The sequence below is a fragment of the Elioraea thermophila (ex Habib et al. 2022) genome (assembly GCF_003336755.1).
GTDB lineage: Bacteria > Pseudomonadota > Alphaproteobacteria > Acetobacterales > Acetobacteraceae > Elioraea > Elioraea thermophila.
Window position 1 is genome coordinate 14,431 of sequence record NZ_QMDI01000002.1, and the last position, 17,305, is coordinate 31,735.

The following is a 17,305-nucleotide window of genomic DNA, read 5'->3' on the forward strand; positions in this document are numbered from 1 at the left end:
CCTTCCCGGCCATGCCATGATCGAGGCGCCACAAGGCTTCGTGGTTGCCGAGGAGTGCCGCAAGGCGGCCTGGCAGAACGGCTACCGCCGCGCGCTCGGGCAGCAGGATGGCTGGGCGCGCTACGGTTCGACCACGGCGCGGGGCGACATCCACCTCGCCGCCGCAGGGGCGGGCGGACCGTGGTATCTCGCCTTGGAGCATCCCGGCGTCATCGCAGAACTCGGCCTGCCGCCGGCCGACATGCCCGGTCCCGGCCGCGCCCGCTTCGCCTTCGCCACGCTGGGGGAGCTGTACCGGGTTCTGCCGCGCGTCTACGCACTGGCCGTCAGCCTGCCGGATGGCCCGTTGCAGACCTTCCTGGAAAAGACGCGCGAGCTTCCCCGCACGACCGAGGCCGAACGGCTCGTCGTTCAGCGCGTCGGGCAGGACGTCTTCCGCGAAGGGCTGATGGCCTACTGGGGCGGGCGCTGCCCCTTGACCGGCATCACCGAGCCTGGGCTGCTTCGCGCCTCCCACATCAAACCGTGGGCACGCTGCGAGAGCGACGCGGAACGACTGGACGTGCACAATGGGTTACTTCTCTCGGCGCTGTGGGACGCCGCCTTCGACGCGGGCCTCGTGACCTTCGAGGACGACGGCATGCCCCTTTTCGCTCCGGGCTTGAGCGCCGAGGCGCGGGCTGCCCTCCGCTGGAGTGCCCCCTTGCGCTTGACTGCACAGCATCGCGAGCAGTTGGCGTGGCACAGAAAGAACGTGTTCGACGTGCCGGCGAAGGCACCGGGCCAAGCCTCGCGAGGTGTTTGAGCCGGGATCCTTGCGGCATCTCGAATCCGTAAGCGTTTTTTCTTGGCCCTGCCGGGTTCGTGGTTGGTGTTTTGGTTCCAGCGCATGAGTTCGTGGATTTTGCGGTTTGGCCAGCCTTGTGCGAGGCGTGATAGGACGTTCGTGAGGTTAGCGTTGTGGGTCGACGTGGTTGAGCTTGCAGGTCTCTATCGGAGAGGCGATGGCGGCTCAGGCTTGCGCGCTTTCTTCGCATCCGGCGAGGAAGGCGTTCTTGCGGCCGAGGGCGATGGGTCGGATGGCGCGTTCGACGGTGTTGGTGTCTCCCCGGGAGGACCCTCCCTCCGGTCGGACCTCTCCCCTGGAGGACCACTCGCTTCGCTCGGGTCTTCATCTCGATGCGGCCGTCGTCGAGGAAGCGGCGCAGGCCGTCTTCGTGGGTGAGCATGGAGCGCAAGGCGTCGGCGAGCATGCTGTTCCGGGACAGCCGCGGGACGGTCTGGGTGAGCCAGGCGAACAGGTCGTCGACGAGGGGTTTGCTTCGTCGTTGTCGGACGGCGCGTCGCCGATCCGGGGATAGGCCGCGGATCTCGTTCTCGATGGCGTAGAGGGCGGCGATCCGCTGCAAGGTTTGTTTTGGGCGAGCGGGGCGGTGCCGCTTTCGGCGAAGCCGTAGAACTTACGTCGCGCGTGGCTCCAGCAGGAGGCGAGGATCGGGGCGGGGTCTGTCTTGCCGGTGCTGTCCCTTGCCGCCTTCGCGAGTGCTTCGTAGGCTTCGTAGTCGTCGTACTGTGTGCCGTCTTGGACGCGGCAGAAATTGGCGGTGGCGTAGCTTCCTGGCTGTTTCAGAAACCTGCGACCGGCGTCAGGGCGCCGGCAGAAGAGACCATGGCAGTGGTGAGGAGAGCACGAGGACGCCGCTTGCCGAGGGGGCGCTGTTTGCCGGGCAAGGCTGGTTCCATCCGCTCGAGGAGAGCGTGCGGGAACGGATTTGCGGTTTGCTCGAGGAACCGGTCAAGGAGGAGCTGGCCTCAGCGCTGGGGCAGGGTCGTTATGGACGCGGCGGGGCTGCGGGTAGGCGCGGCTATCGGCACAAGCATCGCAGGCGCCGGCTGAATCGCGCGTGTTCTCCGCGACGCTTCGGTGATGCGGGCGCACGAGGAGGGCCTCGGCCGAGGGGTGGCGGAGGGGGTGGGATTCGAACCCACGGGGCCGGGAGGCCCTCCGGTTTTCAAGACCGGCGCATTCGACCGCTCTGCCACCCCTCCGCGACCATGCGCCTGAAGGGAACGGATCGGCGCCGACCAATCAACCCCCCGCTGCCCGCCGCGCTGGACGAAACGCGCCGCGACCCGCTAGCACAACGTCGTGATCAGCACGCCCCTCTGCCGCTTTCGGCCTGGCACCAGTTTCAGGGCAGCGACCGTGGCCGGCGTGCTCGCCTCCGGCCTGCTGGCCACCCCATGCTTCGGCAACGAGCGCGACCCGATCAGCAATCTCACCATCACCTACGAAAATGACCAGTTCGGCGGCCGCGATCGTTACTACACCACCGGCTGGCAGGTGGCCTGGCGCGCCACCTCGCCGGTGCTGACCGACCTTCTCGCTCAGGCCTCACCCTTCGTCGGTCTGTGGTTGCCAGCCGGCGGGCTGGTCCGTTGGGGGTTCGGCCTCGGCCAGAACATCTACACGCCCGAGGACACGAGGTCCCGCTTTCCGCCACTCACCGATCGCCCTTACGCCGGCTGGCTCTACGGTTCCGCCGCCATTTCGGCCGTGACCGAAACGAGCCTCGCCCTTGTCGAACTTCAGCTCGGCGTGGTGGGGCCTTCCGCCCTCGGCGAGCAGGTGCAGAACAACGTCCATCGCCTGCTGCGGATCGACCGCTCCGCCGGCTGGGCGACGCAACTCAAGGACGAACCGGGGGTGAACCTGATCCTGAACCGCCAGTGGCGGTTCTCCTCCCCGCTGAAGGCGACGATCGTGAACAGCCTCGGCTGGAGCATCATGCCGAGTGTGGCGGTCAGCCTCGGCAACGTGCAGACATGGGCAGCGACCGGCGTCATCGTCAAATTCGGCTCCAAGGTCGATGCCGATTTCGGCCCGCAACGCCTTCGCCCCGCCGCGGTCGGCTCCGCCTTCTTCCGCCACGACGGCGCGTGGGGCTGGTACGTGCTCGCCGGCGTCGAAGCGCGCGCCATCGCGCACGACATCTTCCTCGACGGCAACACTTGGCGCGACAGCCGGAGCGTGAACAAAAAGTACGTCGTCGGCGATGGCATCCTCGGTGCGGTGTTGATCATGCCGCAGGCGCGGCTGACCTACACCCACACGTTCCGCAGCCAGGAATTCGACGGGCAGAACAACCGCATGGTGCAGTTCGGCTCGATCAGCCTGTCCGTGCCGTTCTGAGCCTTCGCACCGTCATCGTCTTGCGGCTGACAAGGGCGCGCCGTCGCGCTAGCGCTTGGGCATTCTTCGGGAGCGAATGATGCGTCTCAGCCGACGTCGCCTTCTGGCCTCCGCCGCGGCAACCTTCGCCGCACCCGCCGTTCTGCGCGCGCAGGCACCGCTTCGGCTCACCATCCTGCACACCAACGACGTCCACGCACGCCACGAGCCGACCAATCGCTTCGGCGCCGCCTGTCGGGCGGAGGAGCAGGCACCTGGCAGCTGCTTCGGCGGCTCCGCCCGCCTTGCCGCTGCGCTCGCGGCGGAACGATCCGCCGCCGAACGCGAGGGGCGCACGGTCCTGGTGCTCGACGCGGGCGACCAATTCATGGGCAGTCTGTTCTACACGCACTGGCGCGGGCTGGCCGAACTCGAGGTGATGAACGCCATCGGCTACGACGCGATGGCGGTCGGCAACCACGAGTTCGACAATGGCCCTCCTGTGCTCGGCCGCTTCGTGCGCGGCGCCCGCTTCGCCGTGCTTTCCGCCAACATCGACGCTTCCGCCGAACCCGAGCTCGCCGACCGGATCGCCCCTTTTGTCGTGCTTGAACGCGGTGGCGCGAAGATCGGCATCGTCGGCCTCACCACGGAGAACACGCCGCGGATCTCCTCTCCCGGCCCGCGCGTGCGGTTCCTCCCGGATGCCGAAGCCCTCGCCGCCGCCTCCCGTTCCGCCCGCGACCAGGGCGTCTCCGTCATCATCGCGCTCACCCATGTCGGGCTGCGCCGCGACGTCGAGCTCGCGCGTGCCGTGCCAGGCCTGTCCGCCATCGTCGGCGGGCACAGCCACACGCTGCTCTCCAACACCGCGCAGGGCGCCTTCGCCCGCTACCCGCTGCCGGAACAGGGGGCTTCCGGCTTCGCCATCCCCATCGTCCAGGCGGGAGCGAACAACCGCTACTACGGTCGGCTCGACCTCGATCTCGACGCCGCGGGCCGGGTGCTCGAAGCGCGCGGCGATGCGCGGGAGCTTGGCTTCGCCGACCCGCGCGACCCCGCGGTGGAGGCGATCGTCGCTCGCCTCGCCGAGCCACTTGTCGCCTTGCGCGCGCGCGTGATCGGGTCGACCACGGAGGCACTGTCCAACGCGCTCTGCCGGCGCACGGAGTGCGCGATCGGCAACCTGATCGCGGAGGCGATGCTCGAGGCAGGGCGCCCGGCCGGGGCGGAGATCGCGCTGCAGAACGGCGGCGGCATCCGCGCCGGCTTCCCGGCCGGGTCGGTCACCTGGGGCGACCTGCTCACCGTGCTGCCCTTCTCCAACACCTTGGCGACGCTGAAGCTGCGCGGAGCCGACATCCGCGCCGCACTTGAGAATGGCCTCTCAGCCTTCGAGCAGGGAGCGGGGCGTTTTCCGCAGGTCGCCGGGCTGCGCTTCACTTGGCGCCCGAACGCTCCTGTCGGTTCGCGGCTCGTTTCCGTCTCCGTCCGCCAGCCGGATGGCTCCTATGCCCCGCTCGACGACGATCGCGTCTACGGTGTCGTCACCAACAACTTCCTCCGTCAGGGCGGGGATGCCTACACGGTGCTGCGAGACCGGGCGATCGACCCCTACGACTCGGGGCCCAATCTCGAGGACGTGATGGAGGCGTTCTTCGCCCGCCGCAGCCCGCTCAGCCCTTTGCTCGACGGGCGCATCGCCGAAGCGCCCTGACGCCACGCCGCGAGGGGCGTGCGGTCAATAGCGGCGGTACAGCGCCACCAGCCGGCCCTGGATCTTCACCCGATCGGGCCCGAAGATGCGCGTCTCGTAGCGCGGATTGGCGGGTTCGAGCGCGATCGAGTTGCCGCGGCGGCGAAGGCGCTTCAGCGTGACCTCCGTGTCGTCGATCAGCGCGACCACGATGGCGCCCGTCTCGGCGGTGTCGCAGCGGCGGATGATGGCGGTGTCGCCGTCCAGGATGCCGGCCTCCACCATCGAGTCGCCCGCCACCTCGAGGGCGTAATGTTCGCCGTCCGAACCGAGCAGGGCGACGGGGACCTCGATCACGTTGCCGACATCCCGCAACGCCTCGATCGGCACGCCGGCCGCGATGCGGCCGAGCATCGGCAGTTCGACCGCGCCCGCCTCGGCCGCCGACCGCGCCCCGGCGAGCTTGGCACCGAAATTGCCGCGGATGACGTTCGGCGCAAAGGCCGCCGCTGCCTCGCGTCCGCGCGCCGAGGCGCTTTCCGGCAGACGCAGCACCTCGAGCGCGCGCGCCCGGTGCGCCCGGCGGGCGAGGAAGCCCCGTTCCTCGAGCGCGGTGATCAGGCGATGCACGCCGGACTTCGAGCGCAGACCGAGGTGCGCCTTCATCTCCTCGAAGGACGGCGAAAACCCCGTCTCGCGCAGATGGCGCTCGATGAACATCAGCAACTCGTGCTGCTTGCGCGTGAGCATGGCCCCCGAACCCCTCGCGGTCGCCGCGTGAACAAACCGGCAACGCTGTTCTAGGTTCGTCCGCCGCGTCGGAGCAAGAGGCTTCGCGCGACGCGGGCGATTTTCAGTACCCTCGCAGGCCGAGCCGCAGGATGGGCACCGGCTCGCCCGCACGCACCGGGGGGGCGTGCGGCGGGCGCAGGATCAGCGCCTCGGCCTCGGCGAAGATTCGCATCTGCGAACTGTCCTGGGCGGGGAAGGGGGTGGCGATCCACGCCCCGTCGCCATCGCGTTCAAGCCGCGCCCGCAAATGGTCCGCCCGCAGATCGTTCGCCGGCAGGTCCGCACCAGCCCGCGCAAACTCCGGGGCAGGGGGTTCGCCGGGAAGGCCCGACAGGCGGTCGAGGGCAGGGGCGAGGAACAGGAGGCCGCACACCAGGGCGGAGACCGGGTTGCCGGGCAGCCCGAGCAGGGGCGTGCCGCGCACATGGCCGAACAGGAACGGCTTTCCCGGACGCATCGCGATCTTCCAAAAGGCAAGTTCCAGCCCCTCGGGCTGAAGCGAGGCCTGGATCAGGTCGTGCGCGCCGACCGAGGCGCCGCCGGAGGTGACGATGAGGTCGGCGCCGTGCGGCGCGCGAACCAGGCGCGCGATCGCGTCCATGTCATCGGGAGCGATGCCGAGATCGATCGGCTCCGCACCACAGGCACGCACCAGTGCCGCCAGCGCGAGCGCGTTCGACGACACGATTCCGCCCTCGGGGATCGGGTCGCCGGGGCGCGCCACCTCGTCCCCGGTGGAGAGGATGGCCACACGGGGGCGGCGATGCACGCGCAGCCAGGGCCGATCCGCCGCGGCGGCGAGCCCGACGTCGCGCACGGTGAGCCGCCGCGGGGCGCGCAGCAGAACCGTTCCGGCGGCGAAGTCGCCACCGCGGCGACGGATGTGCCGGCCCGACGCCGCCGTCACGCGCACCTCCACCGCCGTCTCGCCGAGGTCGGTGTCCTCCTGGATCACCACCGAATCCGCGCCGTCGGGGATGACGCTGCCGGTGAAGACGCGCACCGCCTCGCCGGGACCGATCCGGCCCGCGAACGGATGCCCCGCCGGCGCCGAACCCACCACGCGCAGCCGGCAGGGTGGGAGCGTGCAATCCGCCGCCCGCACCGCGTAGCCATCCATCGACGACACGTCGGCCGGGGGCTTGTCATGTCGGGCCGTGACGTCCTCCGCCAGCACCCGGCCCCACGCCTCGGCAAGGCTCACCCACTCCGTGCCGACCGGGGACAGCGCGGCGAGGATCCGCGCCCGCGCCTCCTCGACGGAGAGCATCACGCCGCCTCGAAGGTGCCGGACTTGCCGCCCGACTTGTGCACGAGCCGAACGGCCTCGATGCGCATGCCGCGATCGATCGCCTTCGCCATGTCGTAGAGGGTGAGGGCGGCGACCGAGACGGCGGTCAGCGCCTCCATCTCCACCCCCGTCGGGCCCGTGGTCTTCACGGTCGCCTCGATCTCCACCGCGTTCGACGCGGGATCGGGGGTGAGCGTGACCGAGACCGAAGCCAGTGGCAGCGGGTGGCAAAGGGGGACAAGATCGGCCGTGCGCTTCGCCGCCATGATGCCGGCGAGCTGCGCCACCGCGAGCGCATCGCCTTTCTTCAACGCGCGGGCGGCGATGGTCTCGAGTGTGGCGGGCTGCATCACCACCCGCCCGCGCGCCACCGCCACGCGTTCCGTCGCCGCCTTGGCGGAGACGTCCACCATCACCGCGTTGCCGGCCTCATCGAAATGGGTGAGGCGATCGTCGCTCATGCGAGCAGGGCCCGGGTTGCCGCCGTCACGTCCTTCTGCCGCATCAGGCTCTCCCCCACCAGGATCGCACGCGCCCCGGCGGCCGTCATCCGCGCCACATCGGCCGAGGTGGCGATTCCGCTCTCGGCGACGAGGAGACGATCGCCCGGCACGCGCGGCGCAAGGCGCTCGAAGGTGGCGAGGTCCGTGCGCAGCGTGCGGAGATCGCGGTTGTTGATGCCGAGCAACGTTCCGCCCAAAGCGAGGGCGCGGTCGAGCTCCGCCTCGTCGTGCACCTCGATCAGCACGTCCATCCCCCAACGCCGCGCCTCGGCCTCGAGCGAAGCAGCCTCGGCGTCCGAGAGCGCGGCCATGATCAAGAGCACGCAGTCCGCCCCCATGGCGCGCGCCTCCACCACTTGCCAGGGGTCGAGCAGGAAGTCCTTGCGCAACACGGGAAGCCCCACGGCGGCGCGGGCGGCGACGAGATGCTCGGGCGCGCCCTGGAAGAAGGGCCCATCCGTCAGCACGGAGAGGCAGGCGGCTCCACCGTCGGCATAGGCTCGGGCGAGGGCGGGCGGATCGAACTCGGGACGGATCAGCCCTGCCGAAGGCGAGGCCTTCTTGATCTCGGCGATCAGCCCGATGCCCCGCGCGGCCGCTGCGGCGTCGAGGGCGCGGGCGAAGCCGCGCGGCGGGTCGGCCGCGGCGGCGCGGCGTTCGAGCTCGGCGAGCGCGATGGTCTCCTTCCGCGCCGCGAGATCGGCTCGCGTGCGGGCGCAGATGCGGGCGAGCGCGTCCGGGATCTCGGTCATGCCGCGGTCTCCGTGCCGGCGCGGGTGAGGGCGACGAGGCGATCGAGCGCCGCCTTGGCGCGGCCGGAATCGATCGCCTCCGCCGCCATCGCCGCACCCTCGCGCAAATCCTGCGCCCGCCCGGCGACGATCAGCGCGGCGGCGGCGTTCAGCACGACCGCGTCACGATACGGCCCCGCAATGCCCGCGAGCACCGCCCGCAAGGCCTCGGCGTTCTCCGCCGCCTCGCCGCCCTTCAGCGCGGCGGGAAGGGAGATCGGCAGCCCGGCGTCCTGCGGGCGGACGACGAATTCGCGCACCCGCCCCTCGTGCCACTCGGCGACGTGGCTCTCCCCGGTCACCGTCAGTTCGTCGAGCCCGTCCGACCCGTGCACCACCCAGGCGCGCTCGGCACCGAGCCGGCCCAGCGTCTCGGCCAGAGGCCTGACCCAGACGCGGGAAAAGACGCCGGTCAGCTGACGCCGCACCCGCGCGGGGTTGGCGATCGGGCCGAGCAGGTTGAACACCGTGCGGATGCCGAGTTCGACGCGCGGGCCGGCGACATGGCGCATCGCCACGTGATGCCGCGGCGCCATCAGGAAGGCGACCCCGATCTCGCGCAAGGCCTGCTCGAGCACGGGGAACGGGGCGTCGATCGCCACCCCGAGCGCGGCGAGCACGTCGGCCCCGCCCGAACGCGAGGAGATGGCGCGGTTGCCGTGCTTGGCCACCGGCACGCCGCAGCCGGCAACGACGAAGGCGACGGCGGTGGAGATGTTCAACGTGCCCTGCGCGTCGCCTCCGGTGCCGCAGACATCGATCGCGCCGGGAGGGGCCTCGATCGCGAGCATGCGCGCGCGCATCGCCCGCGCCGCGCCCACGATCTCCGCCACGGTCTCGCCGCGCAGCCGGAGCGCCATCAGCAGGGCGGCCATCTGTGCGGGGGTGGCTTCGCCGGCCATCAGCGTGTCGAAGGCGGCCTCGGCCTCCTCCTCGGTCAGGGTGGCGCCGTCGGCGAGACGGGCGATGACGGGCTTGAGCGAAGGCAAGGGAGCGGGGCTCATGCCGGTTCCGCCACGCGATTGCGCCCGCGTGCGAGGGCGAGGAAGTTGCTCATCATGGTCGCCCCATGCTCGGAGGCGATGCTCTCGGGGTGGAACTGCACGCCGAAGATGGGGAAGGCGCGGTGGCGAAGCCCCATGATCAGGCCGTCCTCGTTCCACGCGGTGACGACGAGCGCGTCAGGGAGGCTCGCCCGCTCCACCACCAGTGAGTGGTAGCGCGTGGCGCGGAACGGGGAAGGGAGCCCGGCGAACAAATCCTCCCCGGCGTGATGCACCCGATCGACCTTGCCGTGCCAGGGCTCGGGCGCGCGCACCACGCGCCCGCCGAAGGCTTGGCCGATCGCCTGATGGCCGAGGCAGACGCCGAGCACGGCCACCCGCCCGGCAGCGGCGCGGATGAGTTCGAGCGAGATGCCCGCCCGGTCCGGGTCGCAGGGGCCGGGCGAGATGATGATCGCCTCCGGCTGGCGCGCGAGCGCCTCGGCCACGGTGAGCGCATCGTTGCGCATCACCTCCACGCTCTCGCCGAGCCCCCCCACCAGGTGGAACAGGTTGAAGGTGAAACTGTCGTAGTTGTCGATCAGCAGGATCATCGGGTGGCGGAGGATGCGGGCGGGGGCAAGGCGGGTCAACGGGCGGGGCTCCATCCTCCCCGCTTGTGCGCCGCTACGGCGGTGAGAGGATCCCGCCATGGACGCTGCCCTGCCTCGCCTCTCGCTCGCCCTCGAAGGCCTCGCCTGCGGGGGGTGTGCGGCGCGGGCGGAACGCACGCTCGCCGCCATCGACGGCGTGGCCTCGGCGTCCGTCTCCTTCGCCACCCGCACGGCGGACCTCGCCTACGACCCGGGCCGGACGGACACGCGCTCGCTCGCCGAGGCGCTGGCGCGGGCGGGGTTCGGGGTGGCGGAGGAGGTGATCGCGCTGAAGGTCGCGGGGCTCACCTGCGGCGGTTGCGCGCGCAAGGTGGAGCGGGCTCTTGCCGCCGTGCCCGGGGTGATCGGGGCCTCGGTGAACGCCGCCTCGGGGCTCGCCGAGGTGCGGGTGGCGCGGGGCGCGGTGGAGCCGGGGGCCCTGATCGCGGCGGTGGAACGGGCGGGCTACCGCGCCGCCCCGCTCGCAGCCCCGGAGGACGGCCGCGCGTCGGCCGAGCGCCGCCAGCGGGCGCTGCTCGTCCTCTCCCTGCTCGCTGCGGTGCCGTTCCTGGTCGACATGGTCGCGCATCTTGCGGGCGGCCATCTGCTGCCCGGCTGGCTCCAGCTCGCGTTGGCCGCCCCCGTGCAGTTCCTGGCCGGAGCGCGGTTCTACGCCGGAACCTGGCGCGCGCTGAGGGCCCGCGCCGGCACGATGGACCAGCTCGTCGCACTCGGCACCACGGCGGCCTTCGCCCTCTCGGCCTGGCACCTCGTTGCGGGCGGGCCCCTCTACTTCGAGGCGTCCGTCCTCGTCATCGCCTTCGTCCTCTTCGGCAAGGCGCTCGAGGAGCGGGCGAAACGATCCGCCGCCGCCGCGATCGAGGCGCTCGCACGGCTTCGCCCGGCCGAAGCCGTGCGGCTCGAAGCGGAGGGGCGCGAGCGCCGCGTGCCTGTCTCCGCGCTCCGCCCCGGCGACCTGATCCGCGTCCGCCCCGGCGAGGCCTTCCCCGCCGACGGCGTGATCGCGGAGGGCGAGACGGAGGCTGACGAGAGCCTGGTGACGGGGGAAAGCCTGCCGGTGCCGAAACGGCTCGGCGACGCGGTGGTAGCGGGGGCGGTGAACGGCTCGGGATCGGTGGTGGTGCGGGTCTCCGCCGTCGGCGAGGGGACTCTGCTCGGCCGCATCCTCGCGCGCGTGCGGGCGGCCCAGGCAAGCAAGGCCCCCGTGCAGGCGCTGGTCGATCGCGTGGCCGCCGTCTTCGTCCCAGCGGTGCTTTTGCTGGCCCTCGCCACCCTGGTCTGCTGGCTGGCCGCCGGGGCAGGGGTCGACCGCGCCGTGGTCACCGCCGTCTCCGTGCTCGTCGTTGCCTGCCCCTGCGCCCTTGGCTTGGCCACTCCGGCTGCCCTGGTCGCGGGCGTCGGGGCAGCGGCGCGACGGGGCATCCTCATCCGTGACGCCGCCACCCTGGAACGGGCGCGAGGGCTGGACACGGTGGTGTTCGACAAGACGGGCACGCTGACCGAAGGCAAACCCGAGGTGGTGGCGGTGAGGGGGGAGGATGGCGTGCTCGCCCTCGCCGCCGCCCTGCAGACGGCGAGCGCCCATCCCTTCGCGTCGGCGATCCTGCGCGCCGCCGAGCGCGCCGGGGCGATCGTGCCACCCGTCGCTGAGGCACGCACCGTGCCCGGCCAAGGTGTGCGCGGGGTCGTCGACGGGCGGGAGGTCGGGCTGGGGAATGCCCGCCTCGCCGCTGCCTTCGCCGCCGACTTGGCTCCGTTCGGCTCGTTCGTGCGCGAGGCGGAGGGGCAAGGGGCGACCGTGGTGTTCCTGGTCGAGCCGGGGCGCGCCCTTGGCGCGATCGCGCTCGCCGACCCGATCCGTCCGCGCGCGGCCGAGGCGGTGGCGCAGATGCGCGCGCTCGGGTGCGAGCCCATCCTGCTCACCGGAGATGCAGTGGCGCCGGCCCGCGCCGTGGCGGATGCGGTGGGGATCGCGCGGATCGAGGCGGAGGTCGATCCGGAGGCGAAGGCGGACCGCATCGCCGGCCTGCGTCGCGCCGGCCGATGCGTGGCCATGGTCGGCGACGGCGTGAACGACACCGCGGCCCTGGCCGAGGCCGATCTCGGTATCGCCATGGGTGGGGGGGCGGATTCGGCCCTTGCCGCCGCCCCCGTCGCGCTGCTGCGGCCCGATCCGGTGCTGGCGGCTGAGGCGATCGCGCTCGCGCGGGCGACTCTGGCGACGGTGCGCGGCAACCTCGTCTTCGCCTTCGCCTACAACGTCGCCGCCCTGCCGCTCGCCGCCGCCGGCTACCTTTCGCCCGCCGTGGCAGGGGCGGCGATGGCGCTCTCCTCCGTCTCGGTGGTGGGCAACGCGGTACTGCTCGCGCGCCGCGGCCGCGCTATCGGGATGGGGTGAGCCGCCGTCCGAGTCGCCGTCCGCCCGCCTCAGCCCGCGCCCGGGTCGCCGAGCGACCCGCCAGGCGGTCGGCCGAGCGGCCGGCACGGGCGCGCCGCGGCAGGGCGCGCCGCACGCCGTTGCGGGTGGCGCGGGCGCTGACGGGGCTTGGCCGGCGCGGCCGGCGGCTGCTCATCCTGCTCCTGCTCGGCGCCCTGTTCGCCTACCCGGGCGCCTTCCTCGCCGATGCGCTGCTGCAGCTGATTTTCGGCTGAGCCCGCCGCGGCGAGGGGGCGGGGGTGCCGTCGTCGAACGTCCGGCTTACAGTAAGCCGGAATCGAGGAGGACGCGCGATGGCGAAGACCGAGACGGCGGCAAGCGTGGCGGACCGGAACGATCCCGTCGGCGCCTTCGTCCCGGGCGAGCGGATCACGCTTCCCGGCGCGGCCTCGGGGCCGCTCGCCGGCCTCACCTTCGGCGCCAAGGACGTGTTCGACATCGCGGGCCACGTCACCGGCTACGGCAACCCGGACTGGGCGCGCACCCATCCGCCGGCTCTGGTCACCGCTCCGGCAGTGACGATGCTGTGCGAGGCGGGCGCCGACCTCGTCGGCCGGACGAAGACGGTGGAGCTGGCCGCCGGGCTCACGGGCGAGAACCTCTGGTACGGGACGCCGAAGAACCCGGTCTGCCCCGATCGTTTTCCGGGTGGATCGTCCTGCGGCTCCGCCGCCGGCTGCGCGGCGGGGCTGTTCGACATCGGGCTCGGCTCCGACACCGCCGGATCGGTGCGCATCCCGGCCTCCTACTGCGGCCTTTACGGCTTCCGCCCGAGCTGGGGAGCGGTGAACGCCTGCGGGGTTATGCCGCTGGCGCCCAGCTTCGACACGGTGGGCTGGTTCGCGCGTTCGCCCTCCGTGCTGCGCCGGGTGGGCGAGGTGCTGCTGCCGGCGGGCGGCGAGGGGTCGCTCGGGCCCCTGCTCAAGCCCGAGGAGGCGTGGATGAACGCCGAACCCGCGGTGGCGCAGGCGCTGTCGCTCGCGCTCGAGCGGCTGGAGGCGCGGTTCGGCCGTTCGGTGCAGGTCGAGGTCGCGATCGAGGGGCTGCACGCCTGGTTCGATGCGTTCCGGGCCTGCAACAACGAGGAGAACCTGGCCGCACTCGGGCCCTGGGTCGCCTCCGTGCAGCCGAAGCTTTCGCCGGCGGTGGCGCAGCGCTTCGAACTCGCCCGCCACCAGACGCCGCAGAAGAGCGCGTGGGCGCGCGCCTTCCGCGCCCAGGCCTCTTTCCGGCTGCGGGGTCTGCTCGGGGGCGGCGCGGTGCTCGTCTTTCCCACCTCGCCCATCCCGGCACCGCTGCTCACCGCCACGCCCCAGGAGATCATGGAGGTGCGGGAGCGCACGATCGGCGTCACCGCCTTCGCCGGCTTCGCCGGGGCGTGCGAGGTGACGATCCCGGCGGCGAAGGTTGACGGGGCGCCGGTGGGGTTGAGCCTGCTCGCCGCGCCGGGGCGCGACCGCGCCCTGCTCGCGCTGGCCGAAGCGGTGGCGGAGGCGCTGGCGCTCGAAGCCTGAGCGGTCAGCGTCCTGCCCCGGCGGCGAAGCGCACCGCTTCCTCCGCCGCGCGGATCAGCGCCCGCGCCTTGGCCACCGTCTCGCGCCATTCGCCCTCAGGGTCGGAATCCGCCACCACGCCCGCCCCGGCCTGCACATACATCACCCGATCCTTAACCACCGCCGTGCGCAGCGCGATCGCGGTGTCCATCTCGCCGTTCGCAGCGAAGTAGCCCACACAGCCGGCGTAGAGCCCGCGCCGTTCCGGTTCGAGCTCCTCGATGATCTCCATGGCCCGCACCTTCGGCGCCCCCGACAGCGTGCCGGCGGGAAACCCCGCCATCAGCGCATCGACCGCGTCGCACCCCGCCCGCAGCCGGCCTTCGACATGCGAGGAGATGTGCATGACGTGGGAATAGCGCTCGACGACGAATTGTTCCTTCACCGTCACGGTGCCGACCTCCGCCACCCGGCCGACATCGTTGCGCCCGAGGTCGAGCAGCATCAGATGCTCGGCCCTCTCCTTCGGGTCGGCGAGCAGTTCGCGCTCGAGCCGCTGGTCCTCCTCGTGCGTCGCCCCCCGCGGCCGCGTGCCGGCGAGCGGGCGGATGGTGACGGTGCCGTCGCGCAGCCGGACCATGATCTCGGGCGAGGAGCCCACCACCGCGAAACCGCCGAAATCGAGGAAGAACAGGAAGGGCGACGGGTTGAGGCGACGCAAGCTGCGGTAGAGCGCGAAGGGAGGAAGGGAAAAGGGGACGGCGAAGCGCTGGCTGAGCACGATCTGGAAGGCATCGCCGGCCCGGATGTACTCCTTGGCTCGCTCCACCGCCGCAACGAACGCCTCGCGCGTCATGTTGGAGGCGACCTGGCCGAGATCGGGGCTCGCTGGCCGGGCGGCGGGTGGGGGCGGCAGCGGGCGGGCGAGGGCGGCGGCGGCGGCGGCGAGCCGGGCCTCGGCGGCCTCGCGCGCCTGGTCGGCCGTCACCCCCGGGGCGGGGCGGACGGGGGTGGCGAAGGTGAGGGTGTCGAGCACCGTGTCGAACACGGCCACCACCGTGGGGCGAAGCAGGATGCCGTCCGGCAGGCCCAGGGGGTCGGGATTGGTCTCGGGGATCCGTTCGATGCGGCGGACGAAGTCGTAGCCGAGATAGCCGACGAGAGCGGCACTCATCGGCGGCAGGCCGGGCGGAATCTCAACGCGGCTTTCGGCGATCAGGCGACGGAGCGAGGCGAGCGCGCCCACCTCCTCCGCCCGCCAGCCCTCCGGGTCGGTCAGCGCGAAGCGGTTGATCTCGGCGCGGTCGCCGCGCACGCGCCAGACGAGATCGGGGTCGAGCATGATGATGGAGTAGCGCCCGCGCGCCGCCCCGCCTTCCACGCTCTCCAGCAGCACCGCGTTCGGTCGGCCCGAGGCGAGCTTGAGGAAGGCGGAGACGGGGGTCTCGAGGTCGGAGACCGTGGTCGTCCAGAGCAGTTGCGGCCGGCCCGCCTCATAGGTGGTGCGGAACGCGTCGCGGTCGGGCGGGGAGGGTGTCACGGCGCGTCGCCCGCGATGAGCCGCGTGGCGTTGGCGTCGATCCGCACCCCCGCCCGCGTGCGCAGGGCCTCGAGGAACTGCGCCTCGAGATCGTCCGCGATCGCGCCCGCGATCTCGCGCGCGATGCGCTCGCGCCCGGCGCGGTCGTCACCTGCGGCCTCGATGGCCACCACGGAACCAACCAGGAAGCCCGCGGGCATCTCGATCATCGTCGCCTCGCCGCGGGCGAGCGCGAACAGGGCCTGCGTCATCTGCGGCGGCGGTGCGCCGGCTTCGGCCCCGTCGCGGCGGAAGGGGGGCGTGCGGCGCGGCGTCCAGCCGCGGCGGCGGGCGGCCTCGTCCAGCGCCACACCCTCGCGCACCGCGGCGAGCAGGGCCGCCGCCTCCTCCTCCATCGCGCGCCGGCGCTGCTCGCGCTCCCAGGAGGCGCGCACCTCGGTCGCGACCGCATCGAAGGGGCGCAGAGCGGGCGGCGTGATGCCGTCGAGGCGGAGCGCATAGAACGAGCCGTCGCGGGCCTCCGTCAGGCGGGGGATGGCGCCGGGACCGGCCTCGAAGGCGCCCTGCAACGCCTCCTCGGGCAGCCCGTCGAGGTCGAGCGGCTCGCCGTCGGGCCCGCGCCCGGCGGCGTCGATGGCGGCGAACGAGAGCAGACGAAGCCCATGCGCGCGCGCAACCTGCTCGAGCGTCATGCCGGCCGCGATCGAATCCTCCACCCGGTTGGCGCGGGCGTAGATCAGGTCCGCCGCCCGCTCGCGGGCGAGCTGCGCCTTCAGCTCCTCCCGCACCTCGTCGAAGGCGCGCTCGGTCGCCGGTTCGATCTCCTCCACCCGCACCACGTGCCAGCCGAAGGGGCTGCGGATCGGCTCGCTCACCCGCCCCGCGGGCAGGGCGAAGGCGGCGGCGGCCAGCGCGGGCAGCGGCACCTCGTCGCGGGAGAGCCGCCCGAGCACCCCGGCGGTGCCCCCCGAGGCCTCGGCCTCGGCGACGATGTTCGCCATTGGCGCGCCGGCCGCCCAGGCTTCGGCGATCGCCCGTGCCCGCTCCTCGTCGCGCACGACCACCTGGGCGATGACGCGCCGCTCCGGCGACGAGAACTCGCCCCGCCTTTCCTCGTAGGCGGTGCGCAGAGCCGCCTCTGGGATCTCGATCTCGCGCGCGACGTCCTCGAGCGTGAGCAGGAGGAAGGTCAACGCGCGGTATTCGGGGGCGGTGAACAGGTCCGGGTTGTTCTCGTAGTGGCGCCTCAGTTGCTCCTCGGTCGGTTCGGGCGGGGCGGGGGCGGCGACGAAGGGGAGCTCGACCAGATCCGCCACCCGCCGTTCGTTGCGATAGGCGAAGAGCGCGGCGGCCAGCGCATCCGGGGCAAGCGCGCCGACGCGGACCGAGCCCACCACTTGCCCGCGCGCGAGATCCCCGCGCAAGAGTTCGAGGAAGCGCTGCTCGGTCAGCCCCTGGTTGCGCAGGAAGGCCTGGAACTGCACGCGCGAGAACCGACCGTCCGCGCCGCGGAACACCTCGGCGGCGAACACCGCCTCGCGCAGGGCGTCATCGGGCACCACCACGCCGATCCGCTCGGCCTCGAGATCGAGCGCACGCAGTGCGGTGAGCCGCCCGAGGGCCGCTTCCGCGATCGCTTGGCGGATGGGGCCGGTCGGCTCGAACTGCCCCCCGAGCGAACGGCGCAGCTGGGCGAGTTCGCGCTGATAGGCCTCGGTCGCCTCGGCGAGCGAGACCGTGGCGTCGCCGACACGCGCCACCGTCCGCTCACGCCCGCCGCTCGTGACGAAGTCACCGATGCCCCACACCGCGAAGGAGGCGATGAGCAGCAGGAACAGGGCCTTGACGATCCAGCTGTTCAGCGAGTTGCGGATCGCGGCGAGCATCGGGGTGGGGGTCTCCGGGCGGCTTCGGGCGGCGGACCCTACAGAAG

14 protein-coding genes, 1 tRNA gene and 3 pseudogenes are annotated in these 17,305 nt (G+C 72.3%); 6 read left to right on the plus strand and 12 right to left on the minus strand.

The features are described 5' to 3' along the window. Positions 1–16: 16 nt before the first annotated feature. A complete protein-coding gene (locus DWB05_RS01895) occupies positions 17–805 on the plus strand; it encodes an HNH endonuclease (RefSeq protein WP_114374498.1) in 789 nt (262 codons plus the stop codon). 207 nt (positions 806–1,012) lie between these two features. On the opposite strand, the pseudogene DWB05_RS15330 reads toward DWB05_RS01895, so the two are convergent. The 4 genes and pseudogenes from DWB05_RS15330 to DWB05_RS01915 form a co-directional block, all read right to left on the minus strand. Continuing rightward, a pseudogene (locus DWB05_RS15330) lies at positions 1,013–1,090 on the minus strand (hypothetical protein); the annotation flags it as partial. Positions 1,091–1,181: 91 nt separating this feature from the next. After that, positions 1,182–1,409, minus strand: a pseudogene (locus DWB05_RS15335) (IS66 family transposase); the annotation flags it as partial. A gap of 20 nt (positions 1,410–1,429) precedes the next feature. Then, positions 1,430–1,630: pseudogene (locus tag DWB05_RS15340) on the minus strand (IS66 family transposase); the annotation flags it as partial. Positions 1,631–1,961: 331 nt separating this feature from the next. Beyond that, a tRNA-Ser gene (locus DWB05_RS01915) sits at positions 1,962–2,049 on the minus strand. 100 nt (positions 2,050–2,149) lie between these two features. Here DWB05_RS01915 and DWB05_RS01920 point away from each other — a divergent pair. Further along, positions 2,150–3,193, plus strand: coding sequence for a lipid A deacylase LpxR family protein (locus tag DWB05_RS01920; RefSeq protein WP_232818355.1), 1,044 nt, complete (start codon positions 2,150–2,152; stop codon positions 3,191–3,193). A gap of 79 nt (positions 3,194–3,272) precedes the next feature. Continuing rightward, positions 3,273–4,889, plus strand: coding sequence for a bifunctional metallophosphatase/5'-nucleotidase (locus DWB05_RS01925; protein WP_114376494.1), 1,617 nt, complete (start codon positions 3,273–3,275; stop codon positions 4,887–4,889). A gap of 24 nt (positions 4,890–4,913) precedes the next feature. Here the strand turns inward: DWB05_RS01925 and lexA are convergent, their stop codons facing one another. From lexA to DWB05_RS01955, 6 genes are all read right to left on the minus strand, one after another. Continuing rightward, the gene (gene lexA, locus DWB05_RS01930) at positions 4,914–5,618 is read right to left on the minus strand and encodes a transcriptional repressor LexA (RefSeq protein ID WP_114374503.1); all 705 of its coding nucleotides are present in this window, start codon (positions 5,616–5,618) and stop codon (positions 4,914–4,916) included. Between the two features lie 103 nt (positions 5,619–5,721). Next, on the minus strand, positions 5,722–6,930 hold the full coding sequence (locus DWB05_RS01935; RefSeq protein ID WP_114374505.1) for a molybdopterin molybdotransferase MoeA: 1,209 nt from the start codon (positions 6,928–6,930) through the stop codon (positions 5,722–5,724). Beyond that, a complete protein-coding gene (moaC, locus tag DWB05_RS01940) occupies positions 6,930–7,412 on the minus strand; it encodes a cyclic pyranopterin monophosphate synthase MoaC (protein WP_114374507.1) in 483 nt (160 codons plus the stop codon). Before moaC ends, DWB05_RS01935 begins: the two co-directional genes overlap by 1 nt. After that, on the minus strand, positions 7,409–8,206 hold the full coding sequence (gene trpC / locus DWB05_RS01945; RefSeq protein ID WP_114374509.1) for an indole-3-glycerol phosphate synthase TrpC: 798 nt from the start codon (positions 8,204–8,206) through the stop codon (positions 7,409–7,411). Before trpC ends, moaC begins: the two co-directional genes overlap by 4 nt. Further along, entirely contained in the window at positions 8,203–9,249 is a 1,047-nt protein-coding gene (gene trpD, locus DWB05_RS01950) for an anthranilate phosphoribosyltransferase (RefSeq protein WP_114374511.1), read from the minus strand. Before trpD ends, trpC begins: the two co-directional genes overlap by 4 nt. After that, a complete protein-coding gene (locus DWB05_RS01955; RefSeq protein WP_114376495.1) occupies positions 9,246–9,842 on the minus strand; it encodes an anthranilate synthase component II in 597 nt (198 codons plus the stop codon). Before DWB05_RS01955 ends, trpD begins: the two co-directional genes overlap by 4 nt. A 97-nt stretch (positions 9,843–9,939) precedes the next feature. On the opposite strand from DWB05_RS01955, the gene DWB05_RS01960 reads away from it, so the two are divergent. The 3 genes from DWB05_RS01960 (at position 9,940) to DWB05_RS01965 (ending at position 13,853) form a co-directional block, all read left to right on the plus strand. Continuing rightward, the gene (locus tag DWB05_RS01960) at positions 9,940–12,300 is read left to right on the plus strand and encodes a heavy metal translocating P-type ATPase (protein ID WP_114374513.1); all 2,361 of its coding nucleotides are present in this window, start codon (positions 9,940–9,942) and stop codon (positions 12,298–12,300) included. Next, positions 12,297–12,554, plus strand: a complete 258-nt coding sequence (locus DWB05_RS14560; RefSeq protein WP_157967038.1) for a hypothetical protein — start codon at positions 12,297–12,299, stop codon at positions 12,552–12,554. Before DWB05_RS01960 ends, DWB05_RS14560 begins: the two co-directional genes overlap by 4 nt. Positions 12,555–12,632: 78 nt before the next feature. Then, the gene (locus DWB05_RS01965) at positions 12,633–13,853 is read left to right on the plus strand and encodes an amidase (RefSeq protein WP_114374515.1); all 1,221 of its coding nucleotides are present in this window, start codon (positions 12,633–12,635) and stop codon (positions 13,851–13,853) included. 4 nt (positions 13,854–13,857) lie between these two features. Here the strand turns inward: DWB05_RS01965 and trpE are convergent, their stop codons facing one another. Both trpE and DWB05_RS01975 read right to left on the minus strand, forming a co-directional pair. Continuing rightward, positions 13,858–15,372: an anthranilate synthase component I gene (gene trpE / locus DWB05_RS01970; protein ID WP_114374517.1), complete on the minus strand. Its 1,515-nt coding sequence runs from the start codon at positions 15,370–15,372 to the stop codon at positions 13,858–13,860. Then, complete coding sequence (locus tag DWB05_RS01975) at positions 15,369–17,258, minus strand: peptidylprolyl isomerase (RefSeq protein WP_198669029.1); 1,890 nt, start codon at positions 17,256–17,258, stop codon at positions 15,369–15,371. Before DWB05_RS01975 ends, trpE begins: the two co-directional genes overlap by 4 nt. Positions 17,259–17,305 lie beyond the last annotated feature (47 nt).

Coding starts and splice junctions, on each gene's coding strand:
- DWB05_RS01895 (WP_114374498.1), top strand. CDS start 17: ATGATCGAGGCGCCACAAGGCTTCGTGGTTGCCGAGGAGTGCCGCAAG.
- DWB05_RS01925 (WP_114376494.1), top strand. CDS start 3,273: ATGCGTCTCAGCCGACGTCGCCTTCTGGCCTCCGCCGCGGCAACCTTC.
- lexA (WP_114374503.1), bottom strand. CDS start 5,618: ATGCTCACGCGCAAGCAGCACGAGTTGCTGATGTTCATCGAGCGCCAT.
- DWB05_RS01935 (WP_114374505.1), bottom strand. CDS start 6,930: ATGCTCTCCGTCGAGGAGGCGCGGGCGCGGATCCTCGCCGCGCTGTCC.
- moaC (WP_114374507.1), bottom strand. CDS start 7,412: ATGAGCGACGATCGCCTCACCCATTTCGATGAGGCCGGCAACGCGGTG.
- trpC (WP_114374509.1), bottom strand. CDS start 8,206: ATGACCGAGATCCCGGACGCGCTCGCCCGCATCTGCGCCCGCACGCGA.
- trpD (WP_114374511.1), bottom strand. CDS start 9,249: ATGAGCCCCGCTCCCTTGCCTTCGCTCAAGCCCGTCATCGCCCGTCTC.
- DWB05_RS01955 (WP_114376495.1), bottom strand. CDS start 9,842: ATGATCCTGCTGATCGACAACTACGACAGTTTCACCTTCAACCTGTTC.
- DWB05_RS01960 (WP_114374513.1), top strand. CDS start 9,940: ATGGACGCTGCCCTGCCTCGCCTCTCGCTCGCCCTCGAAGGCCTCGCC.
- DWB05_RS01965 (WP_114374515.1), top strand. CDS start 12,633: ATGGCGAAGACCGAGACGGCGGCAAGCGTGGCGGACCGGAACGATCCC.
- DWB05_RS01975 (WP_198669029.1), bottom strand. CDS start 17,258: ATGCTCGCCGCGATCCGCAACTCGCTGAACAGCTGGATCGTCAAGGCC.